Origin of the sequence: Tenacibaculum sp. 190524A02b, assembly GCF_964036645.1 — a bacterium.
GTDB classification, from domain to species: domain Bacteria; phylum Bacteroidota; class Bacteroidia; order Flavobacteriales; family Flavobacteriaceae; genus Polaribacter; species Polaribacter vairaonense.
Genome location: NZ_OZ038525.1, coordinates 4,878,708 through 4,896,784 on the forward strand (window position 1 = coordinate 4,878,708; position 18,077 = coordinate 4,896,784).

General features: G+C 31.4%; 18 protein-coding genes. 3 read left to right on the forward strand and 15 right to left on the reverse strand.

Features of this window, described 5'->3' with window-relative positions; translation table 11 throughout:
• Nucleotides 1-12: 12 nt before the first annotated feature.
• From ABNT65_RS20070 to ABNT65_RS20135, 14 genes are all read right to left on the reverse strand, one after another.
• On the reverse strand, nucleotides 13-666 hold the full coding sequence (locus ABNT65_RS20070; protein ID WP_348746707.1) for a hypothetical protein: 654 nt from the start codon (nucleotides 664-666) through the stop codon (nucleotides 13-15).
• Nucleotides 656-1,657 carry a cyclic GMP-AMP synthase DncV-like nucleotidyltransferase gene (locus tag ABNT65_RS20075; protein WP_348738388.1) on the reverse strand — a complete coding sequence of 334 codons (1,002 nt, stop codon included), beginning with the start codon at nucleotides 1,655-1,657 and terminating at the stop codon, nucleotides 656-658. Before ABNT65_RS20075 ends, ABNT65_RS20070 begins: the two co-directional genes overlap by 11 nt.
• Nucleotides 1,658-1,669: 12 nt before the next feature.
• Nucleotides 1,670-2,287: a hypothetical protein gene (locus ABNT65_RS20080; RefSeq protein WP_348738389.1), complete on the reverse strand. Its 618-nt coding sequence runs from the start codon at nucleotides 2,285-2,287 to the stop codon at nucleotides 1,670-1,672.
• Nucleotides 2,288-2,644: 357 nt separating this feature from the next.
• Nucleotides 2,645-3,400, reverse strand: coding sequence for a toll/interleukin-1 receptor domain-containing protein (locus tag ABNT65_RS20085; RefSeq protein WP_348746708.1), 756 nt, complete (start codon nucleotides 3,398-3,400; stop codon nucleotides 2,645-2,647).
• 17 nt (nucleotides 3,401-3,417) lie between these two features.
• Nucleotides 3,418-4,368, reverse strand: coding sequence for a caspase family protein (locus ABNT65_RS20090; RefSeq protein WP_348746709.1), 951 nt, complete (start codon nucleotides 4,366-4,368; stop codon nucleotides 3,418-3,420).
• A 1,026-nt stretch (nucleotides 4,369-5,394) separates the two neighbouring features.
• Complete coding sequence (locus ABNT65_RS20095; RefSeq protein WP_348738392.1) at nucleotides 5,395-5,832, reverse strand: DUF6565 domain-containing protein; 438 nt, start codon at nucleotides 5,830-5,832, stop codon at nucleotides 5,395-5,397.
• Between the two features lie 3 nt (nucleotides 5,833-5,835).
• The gene (locus tag ABNT65_RS20100; RefSeq protein WP_348738394.1) at nucleotides 5,836-6,384 is read right to left on the reverse strand and encodes a hypothetical protein; all 549 of its coding nucleotides are present in this window, start codon (nucleotides 6,382-6,384) and stop codon (nucleotides 5,836-5,838) included.
• Between the two features lie 18 nt (nucleotides 6,385-6,402).
• Nucleotides 6,403-7,479 carry a hypothetical protein gene (locus tag ABNT65_RS20105; RefSeq protein ID WP_348738396.1) on the reverse strand — a complete coding sequence of 359 codons (1,077 nt, stop codon included), beginning with the start codon at nucleotides 7,477-7,479 and terminating at the stop codon, nucleotides 6,403-6,405.
• Nucleotides 7,460-8,230: a hypothetical protein gene (locus ABNT65_RS20110; protein ID WP_348738397.1), complete on the reverse strand. Its 771-nt coding sequence runs from the start codon at nucleotides 8,228-8,230 to the stop codon at nucleotides 7,460-7,462. The genes ABNT65_RS20105 and ABNT65_RS20110 overlap by 20 nt, the downstream gene beginning before the upstream one ends.
• A 17-nt stretch (nucleotides 8,231-8,247) precedes the next feature.
• Entirely contained in the window at nucleotides 8,248-8,601 is a 354-nt protein-coding gene (locus ABNT65_RS20115) for a hypothetical protein (protein ID WP_348738399.1), read from the reverse strand.
• A gap of 490 nt (nucleotides 8,602-9,091) precedes the next feature.
• Complete coding sequence (locus ABNT65_RS20120; protein ID WP_348746710.1) at nucleotides 9,092-9,337, reverse strand: hypothetical protein; 246 nt, start codon at nucleotides 9,335-9,337, stop codon at nucleotides 9,092-9,094.
• Between the two features lie 220 nt (nucleotides 9,338-9,557).
• Nucleotides 9,558-10,202 (reverse strand): response regulator transcription factor, encoded by a 645-nt coding sequence (locus ABNT65_RS20125; protein ID WP_348738401.1) that lies wholly within the window; start codon nucleotides 10,200-10,202, stop codon nucleotides 9,558-9,560.
• A complete protein-coding gene (locus ABNT65_RS20130; RefSeq protein WP_348738402.1) occupies nucleotides 10,192-12,348 on the reverse strand; it encodes a sensor histidine kinase in 2,157 nt (718 codons plus the stop codon). The genes ABNT65_RS20125 and ABNT65_RS20130 overlap by 11 nt, the downstream gene beginning before the upstream one ends.
• 110 nt (nucleotides 12,349-12,458) lie before the next feature.
• Entirely contained in the window at nucleotides 12,459-12,629 is a 171-nt protein-coding gene (locus tag ABNT65_RS20135) for a hypothetical protein (protein ID WP_348738403.1), read from the reverse strand.
• A 256-nt stretch (nucleotides 12,630-12,885) separates the two neighbouring features.
• Here ABNT65_RS20135 and ABNT65_RS20140 point away from each other — a divergent pair, with 256 nt between their 5' ends.
• The 3 genes from ABNT65_RS20140 (at nucleotide 12,886) to ABNT65_RS20150 (ending at nucleotide 15,963) form a co-directional block, all read left to right on the forward strand.
• Entirely contained in the window at nucleotides 12,886-14,013 is a 1,128-nt protein-coding gene (locus tag ABNT65_RS20140; protein ID WP_348746711.1) for a helix-turn-helix domain-containing protein, read from the forward strand.
• A gap of 78 nt (nucleotides 14,014-14,091) precedes the next feature.
• Nucleotides 14,092-14,829, forward strand: coding sequence for a head GIN domain-containing protein (locus ABNT65_RS20145; RefSeq protein WP_348746712.1), 738 nt, complete (start codon nucleotides 14,092-14,094; stop codon nucleotides 14,827-14,829).
• Between the two features lie 87 nt (nucleotides 14,830-14,916).
• Nucleotides 14,917-15,963 carry a lipid A-modifier LpxR family protein gene (locus tag ABNT65_RS20150; protein ID WP_348746713.1) on the forward strand — a complete coding sequence of 349 codons (1,047 nt, stop codon included), beginning with the start codon at nucleotides 14,917-14,919 and terminating at the stop codon, nucleotides 15,961-15,963.
• 81 nt (nucleotides 15,964-16,044) lie between these two features.
• Here the strand turns inward: ABNT65_RS20150 and ABNT65_RS20155 are convergent, their stop codons facing one another.
• Nucleotides 16,045-18,069, reverse strand: coding sequence for a T9SS type A sorting domain-containing protein (locus ABNT65_RS20155; RefSeq protein WP_348746714.1), 2,025 nt, complete (start codon nucleotides 18,067-18,069; stop codon nucleotides 16,045-16,047).
• Nucleotides 18,070-18,077: the final 8 nt, after the last annotated feature.

Here is an 18,077-nt window from a genome sequence, read left to right on the forward strand (position 1 = left end):
GGTGTACAATTTTTAAGTGTTATTTGCTAATTTGTGCTGTTCTTTATAATCTCCCAACAAAGTGAGTAGGTCTTTTTTTAAATTAGAGGTAGCGATATATTGTAGTTTATCGTAGCCTAATTTATGCGTACCGTTTGTACATTTTCGTAATGTGCGTGCACTACCGCAATAGCAAAGGTGGTTATGACGTAGTTTGTTTCCTTCTATATATTGATAGAGTGCTTTTATAATGGTTGCAGCATCCGTAATTCCTAATAACGTTTGGTAGCTTTGTAAGGTGCTATTGGTATGGGCAAATTCTCCATTACTATACGTTTTGTGTAGTTCGTAATAAGAGTTGTTTTGTAAATACGGAATTAAGATGTGCCTTATAAACTGAACTAAGGTTTTTACCTTTGTTTTTAGGTAGATTTCTTCTAATCTGGGTGTTGTAAAGCAACAATATCCAGAATCAGAATACACATGCCTATCGATATCTTTAGGGATTCGTTCTCCTGTTTCTAATACCCTTGGAAAACTTGAATTCCAAGGGCTAATGTCTATGTTTACCGTATACATATCATCAGAAAATACTTCCAGTGTTCCTGTAAATACTTGTGTTGCTTGGTTAAAAGAAAGTTCAGGATATTGTGCTAATACCTTTGCAATTTGTGTATTAATTTGCATACGGTTTAGGTTTTATATAACTAGTGTTTAAAGTACTAGCCATTGCTTTTTTCTGGCTTTCTTCATCTGCATCTGAACCTTTAGGAAAACGATCGCCAAACTGATTGTTTCGTAAATACTCAGAAGCTTTTTTAAAGTTGGTTTCGTTTTTTGCTCGATCGCAATCGGAAACTAAATTTTGTAAGGTGTTTAAAAAATTTTCCTTTCTAGTTTTGGAATAATCGGCAAAAACATTGTCGCCTTTTGGTGTTGTGGGGCGTTTGCAAGTAAAACCGTTAGGTGCTGTAAGTGTGTCTAACATTTTTCTCACCGTTTCTCTAAATGCAGTATCGTCATTATCATCTTCTACATAGTTGTTTACGATTAAAATAGTTAAGGCGAAACCAGAAGGAAGTTTTAAATGACTGTTTTTTTGATGTCTAAAATCTTTCCAAGCTTTAATATATCTAACCAAGCGTTTTATTTGCGGATTGGCATTGTTTAAAAACCATTGGGTAAATTCTGGAGGGTCGCTTTCTTTCCAACCCTCAGCACGATGCGCTAGTTCAGGTTTAGTACCCTCTTTATAGTAAATGGGTAAATCTACATGATGTCCATCTGAAAAAATTACACGTACACAAGTGTTTTTTCGAATAGGATCTGTTTCTGTATGATCTTTTACTGCTTCGTATACCCAGTTGTGCCAAGTTGAAATATGTTCTCTGTTGTCTTCGTCTTTTTTTTCGTTGAAGTACACTCCGTCATCTAAATCGTATTTTCGAAGTTCGTTTCCATCTTGATCTTTTACTACAATAGGATTTACGGTGGTGTCCATTTCAAAAGATCCTTGTCCTTTAAACGTAGGCTGTAGTTTGTCAGGTTTATTTTCTGCAAACCAGTCTTTTATTTTTTTACGAAGCGATTTTCTGCTGCCTAATAAATCGTCTTTACGTTTTTGTGTGAGTTTTATAGTATGGTAAAATGTATTGTATTCTTTATGTAATGTTGCCATGAGTGTTTGTGTTTAAAATGGATGTATAGTTTTTGTTGAGGTTCTTGTAAGGTTTTTAAAGTTTCCTTTGGTTGGATAAGGTTTCCTGTTTGTATAGTAAGTACCTTCTAAAAGATAATTACCACTGTGTTCTTTTACTTTTATAATGCAGGTACCAAAATGAGTGTCTAGTGCTTCATTCCCTTCGTTGGTATATTGATACAAAATTTTAAAGTGCTGTTTATCTTCTGTTTTGGTAATCATACAAAGGTTACTGTGGGAATTAGAAGACTTTTTGTTGTGTCTTTTATAAAAAGCATTTACGGTTATAGAACTCCCAGTTTGTACGATAACCATCGTAACATCGATGTATATTTTTTTGGTAGTACAATGGTCTTCTTTTTCAATAATAAAGCACTCTTGCGTACCCGTATAGGTGCCGGAAAAGTCTTTAATGGTAAAAAGCCAAGAAAAAGGCGGATATTTCCATAACCATTGGTCTATGATTTTTAAAACAATTCCTAATAATCCTATACCAATAATAGGATAGGACCAATTGAATTGTTGTGCCCAAATAATACCCAATAAGGTGCTTCCAACTACAAAGACAACCGCCCAAGGTTGGTAATAGGTAAAATAATTTGTTTTCATATATAGAATATTGTTTGTTGTTGTGATTGATTTTCTGAGAAATGAGATAATTTACTTATCAGTTCAGCGATTGTGTTATTAACAAAGTATAGTTTGGTATATGGAATGTTACTTCTAGTGAAATTATTTGTAATGCAATGAAAAATAACTTTGTATCGAGAAGTTGTCTATTTGTATTTTATACCATTTTATCTCGTAAATAATAATACTTCACCAGTCTTCCCTCTTTATAATAACATGTTTTATGTTGTGAATACTTTTCAAATTGTGATGAGTCACAACGATCCAAAGCAAAACAAGAATACTCGATCAGTTGTGAATACCTTCCAAACTGTGATGAGTCACAACATAAATAGTTTAGTATTTTTCTTTAGAAATATGCTCTCGAATACTTTTTAAAATCAAATCTCGTTTTTGTTCCCATCTTAAATATCTTTCGGGTTTAAGGTTAAGTTTAGATTCTAAAGTTTCTTTTAACAAGTTCAATTGCTTTTCTTGATCGATATGTATACTCTGAAACTTTTGAAAAACACCTTTCATTTCCTTTAAATCAAAAGGAGGAATAGCAATAGAAATTTGTGCTTTGGTTAATCCCCATGCTGCGCCCATTTGCAATAGGCAATCTGTAGAGTTGTAAAAATTATTTGAAATTAGAAAGAGTACTAAGACATCATCAGACAATCGTGTTTTAATTTCTTCTTCAAAATTACTGCCTAAAGGAGTACTGTTACTTTCTAAAGAGGAACAAAAAATATGTTCGGGATTTACGCCCATACTTTCCAGTATTTGGGTGAAATCAGATGCAATTTCGGTATCTTCTGGGGCATGACTCACAAAAACTTTTTTCAAATAAGTTGCTTTGTTTTGCTTTTTAGTATTGTTTTTTTGGGTGTATGCGGTAATGGATAGGTTAAGGTCTCTGGCAATATCTAATACAATATCATCTTTACTATCTCTTACAATTTGTTTGAGTTGATCTATAGTATATGTTTTAGAAAGCTCTAGATGAATACCGTATTTTATAAATATTTGTTTTAACTCTTCTTCTGTATGAGTGCTTTGTAGGCACAAATAAATTTCGTTGGTTAAATGGTGTTTGTCAGTTGGACTCATATTTAATTTTTTTGTGCTTATATTTTTTTTGAAAGGGCTAATTTTTTATAATAATTTCCTAATGGAGTTAAGGTGCATGCTTCGTTTTTTTGGGCGGCTGCTTCCAATGTCTTAGCTGTGGTTAATTGTAGTAAGCCATTGGTGTGGTATAAGTGCAAATGTTCCATAACCTTTTGTAATTTGAGGTTATTGGTGTCTTCTGTTTTCAGAAAATTAACAGACAATTGCAATCCTGTTTTTGTATCACTGAAATACTGCGGCAGTTTTCGTAAAATATCCAAAGGAATTTTAGGTTCACAATTGCGTAAAGAAATCATTTGTGACACGTGTGATTTAAATAGTGGTCGCTGCTGCCAAGCATCGAGTTGCGTATCGGCAAAATAATACAGACTCGATAGGTTAATTTTACCTCTAAGATCTGCGGCGCTACCTTGCATGGCGTCGTAAATAATATTGGTGAAAATACCGCCACCGCTTTTTTCATAAGAATATTGTTTGTCTGTAGAAGCGGCTAAAATAGAAACGCCTTCACGTAGTACTACTTTTCGTTCTCCTAAATCAATGCTATTCCCAGCATCTCCTGCATAGCAGCAATCTAGAATGATAATTACTTCTTTTGCCACTGAACTATTGGCTAAGGCAACAATTTCCATTAAACTTACTCCATAATCGTTAGGTTCTCCATCTTGCGTTACCAGATAAGTACCTGCTTTGGTGGTGGCTCCATGACCAGAAAAGTAGAGTAGGGTAGTATCGTTATCCCTATGGTTAAACAGGTCTTCAATTTTTTTTCTTAAGTAACCACGGGTAACCTCTATTTTATCTGAGGTCAGGCGTTTGCAAGAAAAGTTAGGATTGCCGTTTTCATGGGTAGCAAAAACTTCATGCATGCGGTTTGCGTCGTTAATACATCCGTTTAATGGACTTTTTGGATAATGATTAATACCCACGAGTAATGCTCTTCTCATTTTTTTGTTTTTAAAATTACACCTACAAAATTGTGAGATTAAAGCATGCTAAAACAGCCCAATATTGGGGAGAAAAGCTTCTCCTCAAATTTGAGGAGTTTTGGGTGTTTAAATATTTTTTGAAGGTGTTGAATTGCATTTTGGGTATAAAAAAACCTCACAGGTCTTTAAGACTTGTGAGGTTTGTTGTGAATACCTTTCAAATAGAGATCAATCACAACGAAAATAATTTATATTTTAAAAAAATACTCGTTGTGAATACATTCTAAATTGATATAAGTCACAACGGTAGTAGAAGATAAATTAAAAACGAATTAGTTGTAAATACCTTCCAAAATGATATAAGTCACAACCTATTTATTTTGCGATTTAAGAAGCTTTGAGTTGTGAATACCTTCCAAATTGAGATCAGTCGCAACAATATTTCATCCTCATAATCCTGAAGTAGTGTTGTGAATACCTGCCAAACAGAGATGAGTCACAACTATATTTTTTACCATACTTGAAATGTGGTAGTTGTGAATACCTTCCAAACTGATATAAGTCACAATGTAAAAAAAGTGTCGTTACGAATAACGTAATTTATGGAGCTATGAAGTAATCTGTTTTTTAAGAGGCAGACTGCCACAAAACTTCATTATCATTACGTTTTTCGCAGTGACTTTTTGTTATTGTTAGTATCTACCAAATTGATATAAGTCACAACCTGGACTAGAAACGTCTCTTCAATGAACGAGCTGTGAATACCTTCCAAACAGGGATCAGTCACAACCAGGAAAAGCGACAAATACAACAAGATCTAGTTGTGAATACCTTCCAAAATGATGTGAGTCATAACGGAAAAAACAACGATTAGAAGCTCCAGTAGTTGCGAATAGCGTAATTTATGGAGCTATGAAGTAATCTGTTTCTTAAGAAGCAGACTGCCACAAAACTTCATTTCATTACATTTTTCGCAGTGACTTTTTGTTATTGTTAGTATCTACCAATCTGAGATAAGTCACAACGTAAATAGAACAAAGAGCATTATTGTGATAAACGATCTATAAAGGTAATTAGCTCTTCGTTTTGTAGTTCATTTATACCAGTGATAATTTCCCAGTTAATGGCTTTTAATTCTTTGAGATATTCTTGAATAACGAAGTTGTATTTTCCAGATAATAAAGCTTTAATATTAATATCTCCTTTATAAAAATGAAAAGCTAAATCATATCGTTTTACTCTTATGATTTCTGAAGGAGTCATTTGATGGTAAAAGGTATTTAAATAGTCAATGCTATATTTTTTATTTATTTGGTTTTGATGATTCCATTGGTCAGTATCATAAGAAGACCATTCTTTTTTTATTTTTAAAATAAATTGTTGGTATTCATTTAAGTAATCTATTTTGGTTTTGGGATTATTACAAGCAGTGTATGCTAATAATAGTATACTTATAAGTAGTTTAATCTGTATATTTTTCATAAATCAATAGCCGATTTTATCGACACCTTCGTTGTTGATGTCCTGATATTTTTGCATTAAAATTTTAACGGTCATGTCAAATTCATTGAGGCGATCTTCTAACATTTGTAGTTTTCTATTTCGCATATTTTCACTTTTGGTTTGCATAATAGATTCTTCTAACTTTTCCATTTTATCATAATACAGTATGGATATTTCATTAACAATTTCATCTAATTGCGCTTTCATTTTTACCCCATCTCGGGTAAGTTTACCTCTAATTTCTTTTTTTCCTTCAATAAGAATTTTGTTAAATGTTTCTGCAAGTCCTTGACGAAAAAACTCATTGTGCATTCTTCGAGTTTCTAAATCTGATTTGGCTTCTTGCATGAGTACATCGGCTTTGTATTTCATTGTCTCTCTGATTTCTTTGCTAGGTGCTATACGGTCTAAAAAGGATATTTTTCTATTTAAAATTTGTTGAGCAATCTCCTTTTTATTTCGAATTTCATTAGCAGAGTTTTCTTGATTAACTAAACCATTATTATTGGTATTGGTAATTTCATTATTCATAAGTATTTGTTTTTAGTGTTATAGATTATCTTTGATATTGTTTACGGTGCTTTTTGATTGTTTGCGTACACCGTTCACAATGATTTTTGCCTTTTGTTGTGCGCTTTTTACCCAGTTTTCTGCTTCGGTTTTATCAATGTCTAAAGAAGCTTCTGAAGCGGTTTTAAATTTTTGTGTTTGAATGCCGAAATCGAAAATATCTCCATGATGAATGGCTAATACTGTAAATGAAGACCATATAATAAATTCCATTCCTATACTTAACATTAAACTAATAAGTCCAACAATTAATACATACTGAACATCAGGAAAGGTATTACTCATATTTACAATGCGTAGGGTAGCAAGAAGCATTTTATTACCTGCATTTTGGAATGTGGTTAAGTCTCCTTTAGCTTGTTTTAATTTTTCACCTTTTTCAAGTGTAAGTTGTTTAATCGCTATCCTACGTTTTTCATCAATATCATTAATGAGTTGTATGCGTAATTGCTCTTGTTTCTCTTTGGCTTCTTTAGCAGCTAAATATCTTGGACCTCTATACTCTTTACTATCTCTAAAAAGGTGTTTTTGTTCAGCTTTCATACGTTGCTCGTATTTTTGTATAGCAGCATCAACAGACTTAATTTGTATGGCAATTTGTGTATCAAAAGAGTTGTTGAGTTGTTTCAAATCAAATTGATATTGTAGTTGCATATCGTCTTTACTTAAAGTAAGTTGTTTATCGTATTCAGGGTTTTGTAAATTGTAGAAAGAAAAAATTAATGTAGCTACAATAGAAATAAATATGAGCATAAACCGAAGCCCTACAAATCCTCTTTTGTCCGTTATATAAGCACTATTCCCTGTAATAGAATATTGCTTGTGTAAAAAGATTAAAAAGATTTTGGTAGACTCGAAAGCAAAGACCAATAAAAAAGAGACAGATAGTAATAAAGTTCCAGAATTACTAAGTTTAAAGAGCTCAGAAAATACTTGATATTCTATGAGGGCAGATACTAAAGCGCATGCTAATCCCGCTAAAATAAAGGTAATATAAACTATAGGAACAAATAGTTTAAAAAACGTAGCAATAGCATTATGAATTATCTTTCCCATGATGTAATTGTATTTGTTGCTGTATATCTCTTAAAAGTATATCCCGTGTAGGAGTCCAAACTAATTGACGCTTAGGCGTAAGATTAAATTGACTTTCTAAGGTATCTTTTAGTAAGTCAAGGTTCTTTTCTTCATTAATATACATTCCTTTAAAATGTTGAAAAACACCTCTCATTTTTTCTAATTTAAAAGGTGGAATGGCTACAGAAATATGTGTTTTAGTAAGTGCCCATACAGCGCCTAACTGCATAAGACACATAGAGGTGGTATAGAAGTGTTTTGACAGTATGAAAAAAACTAAAACATTGTCGTTTAGCTTGTTTTTAATATCTTCCATAGTATTACTACCTAAAGTTGTTCCATAACCTTCAAAAGAAGCACAAAAAATAATTTCAGAATCAATGCCAATACTCTGTAAGATTTGAATAAAGCTGCTAACAATTTCTTTATCTTCTATAGCATGACTAATAAAAATCTTTCTTAGAGATACTTGTTTCTTTTTAGGTTGATTTTCTGCTTTCTTTTTTAGATAAGGGGTAGATAAATCCAAATCGTTGGCTATGGCAATGATAATATTATCATCGGTTTGGTGATTTAATAATTGCTTTAACGATTTTTGGGTATAGGTTTTTGTTGGGATGGTTTTTACTCCATAACCACCAAGAATATCAATAATCTCTTCAATACTAAGTGTAGTTTGTAAAGAGAAATAGATGTCTTGTATTAATCGGTATTTTTCTGTAGGACTCATACTATGGTTAATTTTGATTAATTAGGAACTAAGTAATTTGATTTTAGCTTTTTTCGTAAGGGTTTAGATATTAGATAGGTGTCTATTTGTGCTTGAACAGCATCAATGTCTTTTAACTTGAGTTCTAAGCGATCTCTTTCTATTTTATCTTTGTAATAATGTGATATAAGGTAGGAGGTTAATTGGTAGGTGATAATACCAATTCCTACAAAAACACCAATACCTTCTTCCATACCTATACGCATGGATACATCTTTTAAACAAGAAGTTATTGCAGCTGCGCCATCATAATCACTAATAGCTATTTTTACTTCAAAGATAAGTTTAGGAATGCCTATACCAGCACCGTAGCAAATAAGTGTATCTTTCATGTTACAAATTGTTTTTTTGTTTAATTGTCTCCAATGTTTTAGAAGTGGTTAATCGGGCTTCCTCATTAGTAAAAAACCAAGATGAATACGATTAGCTTTACTAATGCATGTTTTAAAGGATTTGTAGCGTAGTGGTTTGTTTTAATCAATAATGCGCTTTTCATGGTTAAGTAGTTAATTGTTATGATTACAAATTTGCTAGAAATGATAACATGAGAACAGCCCAATATTGGGGAGGAAAAAGGCTCCTCAAATTTGAGGAGTTTTGGGTGTTTAAATATTTTTTGAAGGTGTTGGATTGAGTTTTGGATATAAAAAAACCTCACAGGTCTCAAAGACCTGTGAGGTTTGTTGTGAATACCTACCAAACCGAGATGAGTCACAACTTCTGCCAGAATATCGTTCTACATCTCTCCGTTGAGAGTATCTTTCAAACAGAGATGAGTCACAACGTAAAAATGAGTTATTACGAATAGCGTAATTTATGGAGCTATGAAGTAATCTGTTTTTTAAGAGGTAGACTGCCGCAAAACTTCATTTCATTACGTTTTTCGCAGTGACGTGAGTTTTTATTATTCATAATTAAATATTGCTGTGAATACCTTCCAAAATGATGTGAGTCACAACCTATTGGATAGGTGGCAATTGTTATGAGGTGTTGTGAATACCTTCCAAATTGATGTGAGTCACAACGAAAAAGTAGTTGCAAGTAATTAATATTTAGTTGTGAATACATTCCAAATTGATGTGAGTCACAACAAAATGGACCAGCTAGACAACTCCTAACTCGTTGTGAATACATTCCAAAATGATATAAGTCACAACCGTAAAGCCTAGTTTTTGTGTTTAATGTGTTTTAAGTCAGTGTTTTGTGTTTTTTTTTGTAGGATGCGAAAAATAAGTTTTCTATAAGAGTTTGGTTATACAAAATGTTATTTTTTTAATCCTAAATAATCCTATATATAATTTCGTTCAATAGCAAACTTTACCAATCCGTGTGAGCTTTTAACGCCTATTTTTTCAATTAAATTTCTACGATAGGTTTGTACTGTACTAACTTCTATATGCAGTTTAAGTGCAATTTCTCCAGAGGTGTGGTCTGTGGCTATTAATTGTAATACTTCTACTTCTCTCTTGGTTAAATGTAATGGCTTAGGTTGAGGTGTTTCATTGGCTTTGATATATTTGTCGAGTACTTCACCTTTGAGGTATTTACCTTCATACATTACCGCTTCTAAAGCATTTACAAATTCTTCGGCACTTTTATCTTTAAGCATGTACCCATTAGCACCAGCACTAATTAATTGTTTTATAAAATTACCTTCACTGTGTGTGGTAAGCATAAGAGTTTTAATAGGTAGGGCTAACTTTGTTATCGTTTTAAGTGTATCCACACCATTCATTATAGGCATTTCAATATCTAAAACTAAAATGTCTACTTCTTTTTGATGTTTTTTTAATAAAGTTATGGCGTCTTCTCCGTTATAAGCTTCGTCTAATACTATAATATGTGGGTGATCTTGTAGTAAGGCTTTTAGTCCTTGGATAAACATTTTATGATCATCCACAATAATAATATGTATGGGAGTTTTAAGTTTCATTGGTATAGGTGTTTTTTATAGGGATATCAATAGTAATGGTAGTACCATTTCCTTTTCCAGAATCTATGTTACAAGTTCCTTTTATACTTTGAATTCTGGAATATATATTTTTTAGTCCAACTCCTTTATGTTGTTGGGTAGTTTCAAAGCCAATACCGTTATCTTCAACAACAATATTTAGTTCTTCTTCACGCTTTAATAATTGTATGGCTACCTGCGTTGCTTGCGCGTGTTTTAAAATATTATTGAGTAACTCTTGTATGACTCTATAAATCTGTATTTCCATAGAGCTTTCTAATCGGTCATCCAGCTTATAAGAAGTTAATTGAATATTTATTGCTTTTTTGTTTTGTTTAACACAAGCGTTTTCAAAAGTTTGTTTGAGTTCTTGTAAAGCTGGCATTAATCCAAAATTAGGTAAAGTTCCTGATAGCATATTATGAGAAATGTCACGTACTGTTTTGCAAGCTTCATCTAGTAACTGGTGCGCTTTCATATAAGCATCTTGTGTACTAGTATTCGCATTTTTAGTTGCAGCTTGATAGTAAATTTTAACTAATGATAGTTTGCTACCTAGGTTATCATGTAGTTCTTTACCAATACGTTTTCGTTCTTCTTCTTCACCGCTAATCATTGCATGCATAATATCAAGCTCTTGAGTTTTTAATAGCTCTGTAAGTTTTTGTTCTTGTATTATGGCATTTAGTTTTTGCATTTTTATCAATTCTTGAAACTCCTGTTCCTGAATTTCTTTTTCATGAGCAATAATTAGTTTTTGTTCTTTTTGTTTTTTAGCTTTTACCATGTAAAAAAATAAAATAGCTAGTAGCACTATTGTAATTAGCAGTGCTATTATAAATATGTTCTTTTTTTCTGTTTGTGTTTCTGTAATTTTTTGCTTGCTAATGGCTGCTGCTAATTTTTTTTTCTCATTAATATAAGCAACTTCATAACGGTCTGCTTTTTTAATTTTTAAAAACTCTTGTTTTTCAACTTGATAACTAGAATCTTTATACGCATAAGCTTTTGGGTAATTGTTTAGTTTTCGATACACTTTAGATATAGAAGTATAGGTGTATCCTAGCATAGAAGAATCTTTACTATTATGTTGTAAATCTAAACTCTTGTTAAGGTAATCTAGGGCTTTTGTATACTTACCATCATCGTAAAATAAGTTTCCAATATTGTTATAAGAGACCAGCAATTTGTTTTCGTTTTTTGTTTTTGAAAACTCTTGTATGCTAGATTTATAATAGTGAAAAGCAGAGTCTCTTTTTTCTAGTTTTCTATAGAGTGTAGCTAAATTATGATATAATGCACCTTTGTCACCTAAATTATGTGTATTGATAAAACGTAATGTTTTATAATATTGCTCTAAAGCTTGTTGATCTTTGTTAAGATGATCGTAAGTAGCAGCGATATTGATTTCCATATCAGTAACTTTTTCTAAGCTATTTTTTTGATGATATATTGTTGCTGCTTCTTGAAAATAGGTTAGTGCTTCTGTATAATTTTTAAGCCTTTTTTGAGTGAACCCTAAATATCTATAAATATATGCGATTTGTAGAGGGCTACTTTCTTTTTTACTAAAGTCTAAAGCTTTTAAATAATAAGTTAACGCTTCTTTATGTGCATTGTATGTGCTGTATAAAGTACCAATGTTTATAGCAACAGTAGCTGCTTGCTTGTTTTTTTTAAGTGTTGTAAACGCTTCTAAACTATTGGTGTAATGTGCTATTGCGGCTAACTTTTTTCCTTGTAAACTTAAAATACGACCTAATTGATTGTTAGCTCTGGCAATTCCGTAAGTGTATTTTTGGGTAGAATCAATTTGTAAGGCTTTTTCATAATATTTTTTTGATTGTATTAGATGACCTCGTTGTTTAGAAATTCCTCCTAAACGATTGTAAGCATCTGAAATTCCTAAATAGTAATTTTGCTGTTTACTTAATTGTAAGGCTTTTAATGCATATATAATTCCAGACGAATCTTTCTTTTTTCTCAGTAACCAAGATAGCTCATTTAATGTTTGTACTTTTTCCGACCCTTTTTGTTGTGGTAATACTTGTTGCAAACTATCAACTTGTTGTTGGGCAGATCCTAGTAAGAAGTGAAAAAAGCATGATAGAAAGAGTATTTGTTTCATGATTTGTTTTTTTTCGGGGGTAACTACAAATATAAAAAAGGCTTTTACTTTTCTTAAGTTTTAAAGATACGTAAAGCCTTTTCAAGATCCATTGCGGTTACTAAAGTTATTTATTCATCAAATTCTTTTATGTCACCTTCGTCATCTGGTTCTCCTGCATTTACTGTATTATCTCCTTCTTCTGGTTTAGGGTCCTCTTTTTCATTTGGATCTGTACTTAATAGCATTTTTTCAATACTTTCTTTTTGATTGTCGAATTCAATTGTAATTGTGGTTTTCATAATTATTATTGTTAAATATTTGATTACAAATGTCAAAATATAAGTCAGTGTTGTCAATCCTGTATATTGTGGAAATTATGACTCCTCAAATTTGTGGAGGTATATAAAACTTAATATTCAAAAGAGAAAAGAGGAGAGGTTTATATAAGGTTATTGAGGATTCTATGAAATAAATAGAGCTGTTTGTTTTAACATTAAAACCTTAGTTTCCTTTTAGAAGAAAATTATATTTGCTGAAAATAAAATGAGCTTAAATATGAAATTGTTTTATGACTTTATTTTTATACTAGGTTTTTTTACCGTTTGGGTTTACTTATTCATTTTGTTTAAATCAAAAGAAAAAAGAGCTTCTAAAAGTATTTTAATGGGAATCCTTGTTTTAGTATTTTTTGTGTTGCTTGAATCGTATTCTTATATCCATAAATTAAGAATTGGAGCATTGATAAGTTTCTTACCAGCTTATACTGCTAAATTAATTATTGGTCCTTTACTTTTATTATATGTAAGAACATTGTTTTATAAAAGAAGCCAATTTTTGGTAAAAGAACTGAGGCTTTTTACCCCATTTTTGGTGTTTCTCATTTTTTTAGCGATACCAATATATATATACAAAGTTTCAGATGGAGCTAGTTTTGTTTTTTTTGGAAAAATTATAAGTGGTTATAATGGTGTGGTTAGGATTTTCTCTGATTGTATATTTTTAACATATCTTTATTTAGGGTTGAGAGAATTAAAAAACGCTTTAGCTTTATCAAAAAATAAACTGTCATTTGAAATAGAAGGTAATTTTATTTGGGTTAGGTATGTTTTTACGTTTATTATTGTTGTAATTTCGCTAGATATCTTTTTTGCTAGTTCACAAATACTTTTTGATATATTTCATTTTCGAACTCAAAACTTAGTGGTGTCTTCTTTGGTGATTAGCTTGTTTATTATGGCATACTACGGAACACAAAAGTCAACTATTTTAATACCATATTTTTTGTTAGAAGAAAAAAAGGAACGAGTAGGGAATAAGTCTGTAAATTCAAATTTGAATACAGACTTTAAGGTTTTGGAAGAAAAACTTCAGAAAGTAATGGGTAAGGAGAAGCTCTATTTAAATCCAGAATTAACACTTGATCTATTGGCAAAAGAAATAGGAACTACCAATAAAAAACTATCAGCTTTATTTAACAAATACTTAAGTACTACTTTTTATGATTTTATAAATTCTCATAGGATAAAAACGTTTAAACAATATATCAATCTTTCGGAGTATAAAAACTTAACGATAGAAGGATTGGCTTATGAATGTGGATTTAAATCTAAGGCTAGTTTTTATAGAGTGTTTAAAAAAGAAACAGGGATGTCTCCTACACAGTATAAAAATACTGTTAAATAGTTGTTTTAGTTGTCTCATGGGAAGCAGTGAGACGTTGATTAGTCTTAGTTATACTTTTTTTGTTCAAAAAACAAAATCATGAATATAACAAAACAACTATTCGCTTTTTTTCTATTAACTATTGTACTTACAACATTTACTTCTTGTAGTAATGAGGACTGTATTAATGGAAGTGGAGAACAAAAATCTAAAACGATAACATTATCACCTTTTACCAGAATTTTTAGCTATAATAAATCTAATATAACTATTGTGCAAGGAGATGAATTTAAAGTTGAGGTAGATGGTGACGCTAACATTGTTGATGAGTATTTAAGTTTTAATGTAGTTAAGGATGCTTGCTATATAAAGCTAGAAAGTAATTGTTTTAATGATTATAACTTAAATATAAGATTAACACTTCCAACCTTAAAAGATGTTAGATCTTATGGCTCAGATAAAATACGCATAGAAAATTTTAAAGAACAGTCTGCATTATACCTTGAATTAGTTGGGAGTGGAGACATTATACTTAATGAGTTTAAAGGAGTAGAAGAATTAAGGTCTAGTATAACTGGTTCAGGTTCTATAAGGTTAAATAAGCAATTAAAAATAGAAAATACTAGTATAAGTATTGTAGGAAGTGGAGATTATAAAGGGTATAATGCATTGACAAAAAATTGCAATGTAAGTATTCCGGGTAGTGGTATATGTGAAGTGTCTGTGAGTTCTAAACTAAAAGTTTCTATCCCAGGAAGTGGAAGGGTTTATTATAAAGGAACCCCTGAAATTTCATTTAGTAACCCTGGCTCTGGAGCTCTGATAAATGCAAATTAACCCTTTATTTAATTGTAGTAGAGAATGAAAATCCTTTTTGGTTTAACTGGTTCGATTTCTTAAATTTATGGAAACTAACCATTTATTATGAAGAAAATAGCATTGTTATTATTAATGTTTATAGGTAGTTATTCTTATTCACAGAGCGGCGGATTACAATTTTTTATAACACATGAAAACGACTTTTTGGGATTAAATAATAGAGATGAAAATTATACAGGTGGTTTAAACTTGGAGTTTGTTTTTAAAGAAATAAATGTATGGCAGCCTTTTTTTCGTTTTTCAAATGGAACAAATTATCAAACAATCTCATTAGGAGGTTTAGGTTATACACCACGAGACCTAGAGGCGACTGAAGTTTTATACGATGATAGGCCCTATTCTTCATTGGTATATTTTTCGTTAGGAAAACTAGCAATGTCTGCTGATGGAAAAAGCAGTATTTCCTCTAAACTTTTCTTTGGTTTAGTAGGGAGTTCGGGACCAGGAAAAATTCAATATTTTTTACACGATGTAAATGCTTTTGGTAGTACAAGGCCTAATCCAAATGGTTGGAATAATCAAATAGGTTTTGATGGCGCTTTTATAATGAATTATAACATAAGATACCTTAGGTCTTTGCTAGATTTAAATAGCGAAAAAACGGTGAATTATTTTAAGCCTAAGTTGATGTTAGGTGGTGCTTTAGGAAGTTATATGATAAATGTTGATGCTGGTTTATTTCTGGAGTTATTGAATATAAATGCTTATCCTACTTTGGGTATAAATAATGTGGTTATGCCATTAAATAAAGTAGATGGGGGAAGTCGTAGAAATAAAAACTTTCGACTCAATTTATATATGCGACCAAAAGTTAGGTATGTTGGTTATAATACAGCTCTAGAGGGCTTGTTGTTTAATGATAATAGTGTACATAAAATAGCACGTGAAGATATGGAACGCTTTATTTTTGAATTTGATGCAGGTGTAAACCTATTAATAGCAAATAGATTTTATTTGAAATATGCATTGTCATTAAGAACAAAAGAATACATAAATGGTAAAGATGTTCACTTTTGGGGAGGAATTACCTTGGGAGTTAGTCCTGAAGGATGGTTTGTGAGTAGTGATTCAATACCAAAAGAAAAAGATTAAATTATTTAGTTTGATAAAGCAAGCAGGAAACAAATCATAATTTATGAAGTTTCCTGCTTTTAAGTTTAAATTATACGAATCTTAGTTTAAAACTAGTTTTCTATGATGTTTATTATTGATTACAATTAAATAAACACCTCTTGCCAAATTATTAACAGGTATAGATTGTTTGTTTTGACTGTTCTTAAATTCATTTTTATATAAAATTTGTCCGTTTAAGTTTACAATTGAAACATTTTCTATTGTTGAATTATGATTTACATTGACTAAGTCTTTTGCAGGATTAGGGAAGATGTTTAAATCTAATCTATCACTTATATTATAATCGTTAGTGTTAGCAGTTTCTTTGAAGTTACGATTGCTTCTGTTACTATAATTAGCAAAAGCAACGTCTGTAAAATGTACCTCACCACTAATTGAATGATTAAAGATAAAACGAATAGAGGTAATATTTCTTGGGTCAATATTTTTAAAAGCACTCATTGGTATGGCAACAGTATTAGCAATATTGTGCGGGGTTACTGTACCAAACGTTCCTGGAGGAGCGTATAAAGCGGAAGAAAATTTATTTACCGTAGTTTCAGAAGTTCTTCCGTTGGTATCGGTAATTCTAATGGTGAATTCATTAGGTCCATTATTGTTAATTTTCCAAGGTGGTTGTGCTGTATAACCAGCTCTAAAGGTTAAATGTGTGTATCTAGAAATATTTCGTAATCTCCACGGAATTGATAATTCAAGCCATGCTTGTTTGGTATTTTGCCATGAAGCAATAATACGTGGAAGACCTTGATTGAAATTGGATTTATGGTCATCCAACCCTTCACTTAAGCAGCCGTTTGCGCATACTTTTAATTTTAATTCATTATGAGATATTCTACCGCCACTAGATGTATTAAATGAATTTTGAGAATCTTTAACTCTGTGTATTAATACTTTTTCATGTTTAGGAGCTTGGTAAGATATGTGTACCTCGTTGTTACCTAATTGAGTTGATTTTGGAGCAGATTTATTAGTTCCTAAAATAGGTTCACTATATTGGTTATCATTATTAATATACTTTTTAAGAAACGAGTGTAAATATGCTTTTAAAACATTTCTTTGTTTAGAAGCAGAAAACCGATTTTTATCATTACCACAAAAAGCACCTTTTTCTTTGCTGTCTTTTGTAAAATGTTCCCAGTCATCAGTTGTTCCAGCAGGGAATAAATTAGGAGTCCAAACAGTATTGAAATAATTATGATTAGCTCCTTTTAATAAAATTTGATGCACAGGTTTATTACTGATCTCTGTTTGTCTGTCATAATTCCATAAGCCAGGTAGATCTGTTAAATCACCATCACAGTAAGGAAGTATTACTGCATAGTTCATATCTGGATGACTAAAATTATTATAATTAGTGGGAGCAACAGCAAAAACGCCTTTGATATTATATGGATGTTTTTGTTTGGCATTGTGTATAAAATGACTAACAACACCTTCGCCTCCTCTAGAATGTCCTACAGTTACAATATTATTGAAATCTATTTTGTTATTAAATTGACCAGGAGTATCATTTATTTTTTTCCAGATGTCAAGGTGTTGTTGAAGCAACTCAGCTCTTGCCTTCATAGATTCATCTCTAAAAGTATTACTGAAATCAGGTCTTTCTATATAAGTAGCTGTTAAAATATCATTAGTATCAACAGAAATAGCAATATAGCCATGAGAAGCTAAAAAGTCTAATAAATAGTCGTATCCAGCATGATTTGGAATTTCTTGAGAATTCCCCAAAGAGCTAGAGTTTGGACCGTCACAAGGAAAGATAGGGAAGCTTTTCGAGTTTCCAGTTACATAACAGGTATGGTGTTTACCATGCATAATTACAACTAAAGGAAAGGAGCCATTTCCTCTAGGAAATCTTGCATTGGCTCGTATTCTTATATCATATTTATTAGAGTTAGGAAGGCTTGGGAGTTTTGTAGTTCCAAATTCGTAGTCAAAATTATCTACTTTAAAGTTCCCGTAAAGTCCAGGGTCAATTTGTTTGGGGTTAGTTTGTGAGTTTAATGAGGTACTTACACCTAAAATAATTAATAAAAGGGTTAAAAATTTTAATTTGTTTAACATAAACTGAT

What these genes read in the sequence shown, in the direction of transcription:
- ABNT65_RS20070 (WP_348746707.1), bottom strand. Translation starts at nt 666, where the DNA reads ATGCAAATTAATACACAAATTGCAAAGGTATTAGCACAATATCCTGAA.
- ABNT65_RS20075 (WP_348738388.1), bottom strand. Translation starts at nt 1,657, where the DNA reads ATGGCAACATTACATAAAGAATACAATACATTTTACCATACTATAAAA.
- ABNT65_RS20080 (WP_348738389.1), bottom strand. Translation starts at nt 2,287, where the DNA reads ATGAAAACAAATTATTTTACCTATTACCAACCTTGGGCGGTTGTCTTT.
- ABNT65_RS20085 (WP_348746708.1), bottom strand. Translation starts at nt 3,400, where the DNA reads ATGAGTCCAACTGACAAACACCATTTAACCAACGAAATTTATTTGTGC.
- ABNT65_RS20090 (WP_348746709.1), bottom strand. Translation starts at nt 4,368, where the DNA reads ATGAGAAGAGCATTACTCGTGGGTATTAATCATTATCCAAAAAGTCCA.
- ABNT65_RS20095 (WP_348738392.1), bottom strand. Translation starts at nt 5,832, where the DNA reads ATGAAAAATATACAGATTAAACTACTTATAAGTATACTATTATTAGCA.
- ABNT65_RS20100 (WP_348738394.1), bottom strand. Translation starts at nt 6,384, where the DNA reads ATGAATAATGAAATTACCAATACCAATAATAATGGTTTAGTTAATCAA.
- ABNT65_RS20105 (WP_348738396.1), bottom strand. Translation starts at nt 7,479, where the DNA reads ATGGGAAAGATAATTCATAATGCTATTGCTACGTTTTTTAAACTATTT.
- ABNT65_RS20110 (WP_348738397.1), bottom strand. Translation starts at nt 8,230, where the DNA reads ATGAGTCCTACAGAAAAATACCGATTAATACAAGACATCTATTTCTCT.
- ABNT65_RS20115 (WP_348738399.1), bottom strand. Translation starts at nt 8,601, where the DNA reads ATGAAAGATACACTTATTTGCTACGGTGCTGGTATAGGCATTCCTAAA.
- ABNT65_RS20120 (WP_348746710.1), bottom strand. Translation starts at nt 9,337, where the DNA reads ATGTATTCACAACTAAATATTAATTACTTGCAACTACTTTTTCGTTGT.
- ABNT65_RS20125 (WP_348738401.1), bottom strand. Translation starts at nt 10,202, where the DNA reads ATGAAACTTAAAACTCCCATACATATTATTATTGTGGATGATCATAAA.
- ABNT65_RS20130 (WP_348738402.1), bottom strand. Translation starts at nt 12,348, where the DNA reads ATGAAACAAATACTCTTTCTATCATGCTTTTTTCACTTCTTACTAGGA.
- ABNT65_RS20135 (WP_348738403.1), bottom strand. Translation starts at nt 12,629, where the DNA reads ATGAAAACCACAATTACAATTGAATTCGACAATCAAAAAGAAAGTATT.
- ABNT65_RS20140 (WP_348746711.1), top strand. Translation starts at nt 12,886, where the DNA reads ATGAAATTGTTTTATGACTTTATTTTTATACTAGGTTTTTTTACCGTT.
- ABNT65_RS20145 (WP_348746712.1), top strand. Translation starts at nt 14,092, where the DNA reads ATGAATATAACAAAACAACTATTCGCTTTTTTTCTATTAACTATTGTA.
- ABNT65_RS20150 (WP_348746713.1), top strand. Translation starts at nt 14,917, where the DNA reads ATGAAGAAAATAGCATTGTTATTATTAATGTTTATAGGTAGTTATTCT.
- ABNT65_RS20155 (WP_348746714.1), bottom strand. Translation starts at nt 18,069, where the DNA reads ATGTTAAACAAATTAAAATTTTTAACCCTTTTATTAATTATTTTAGGT.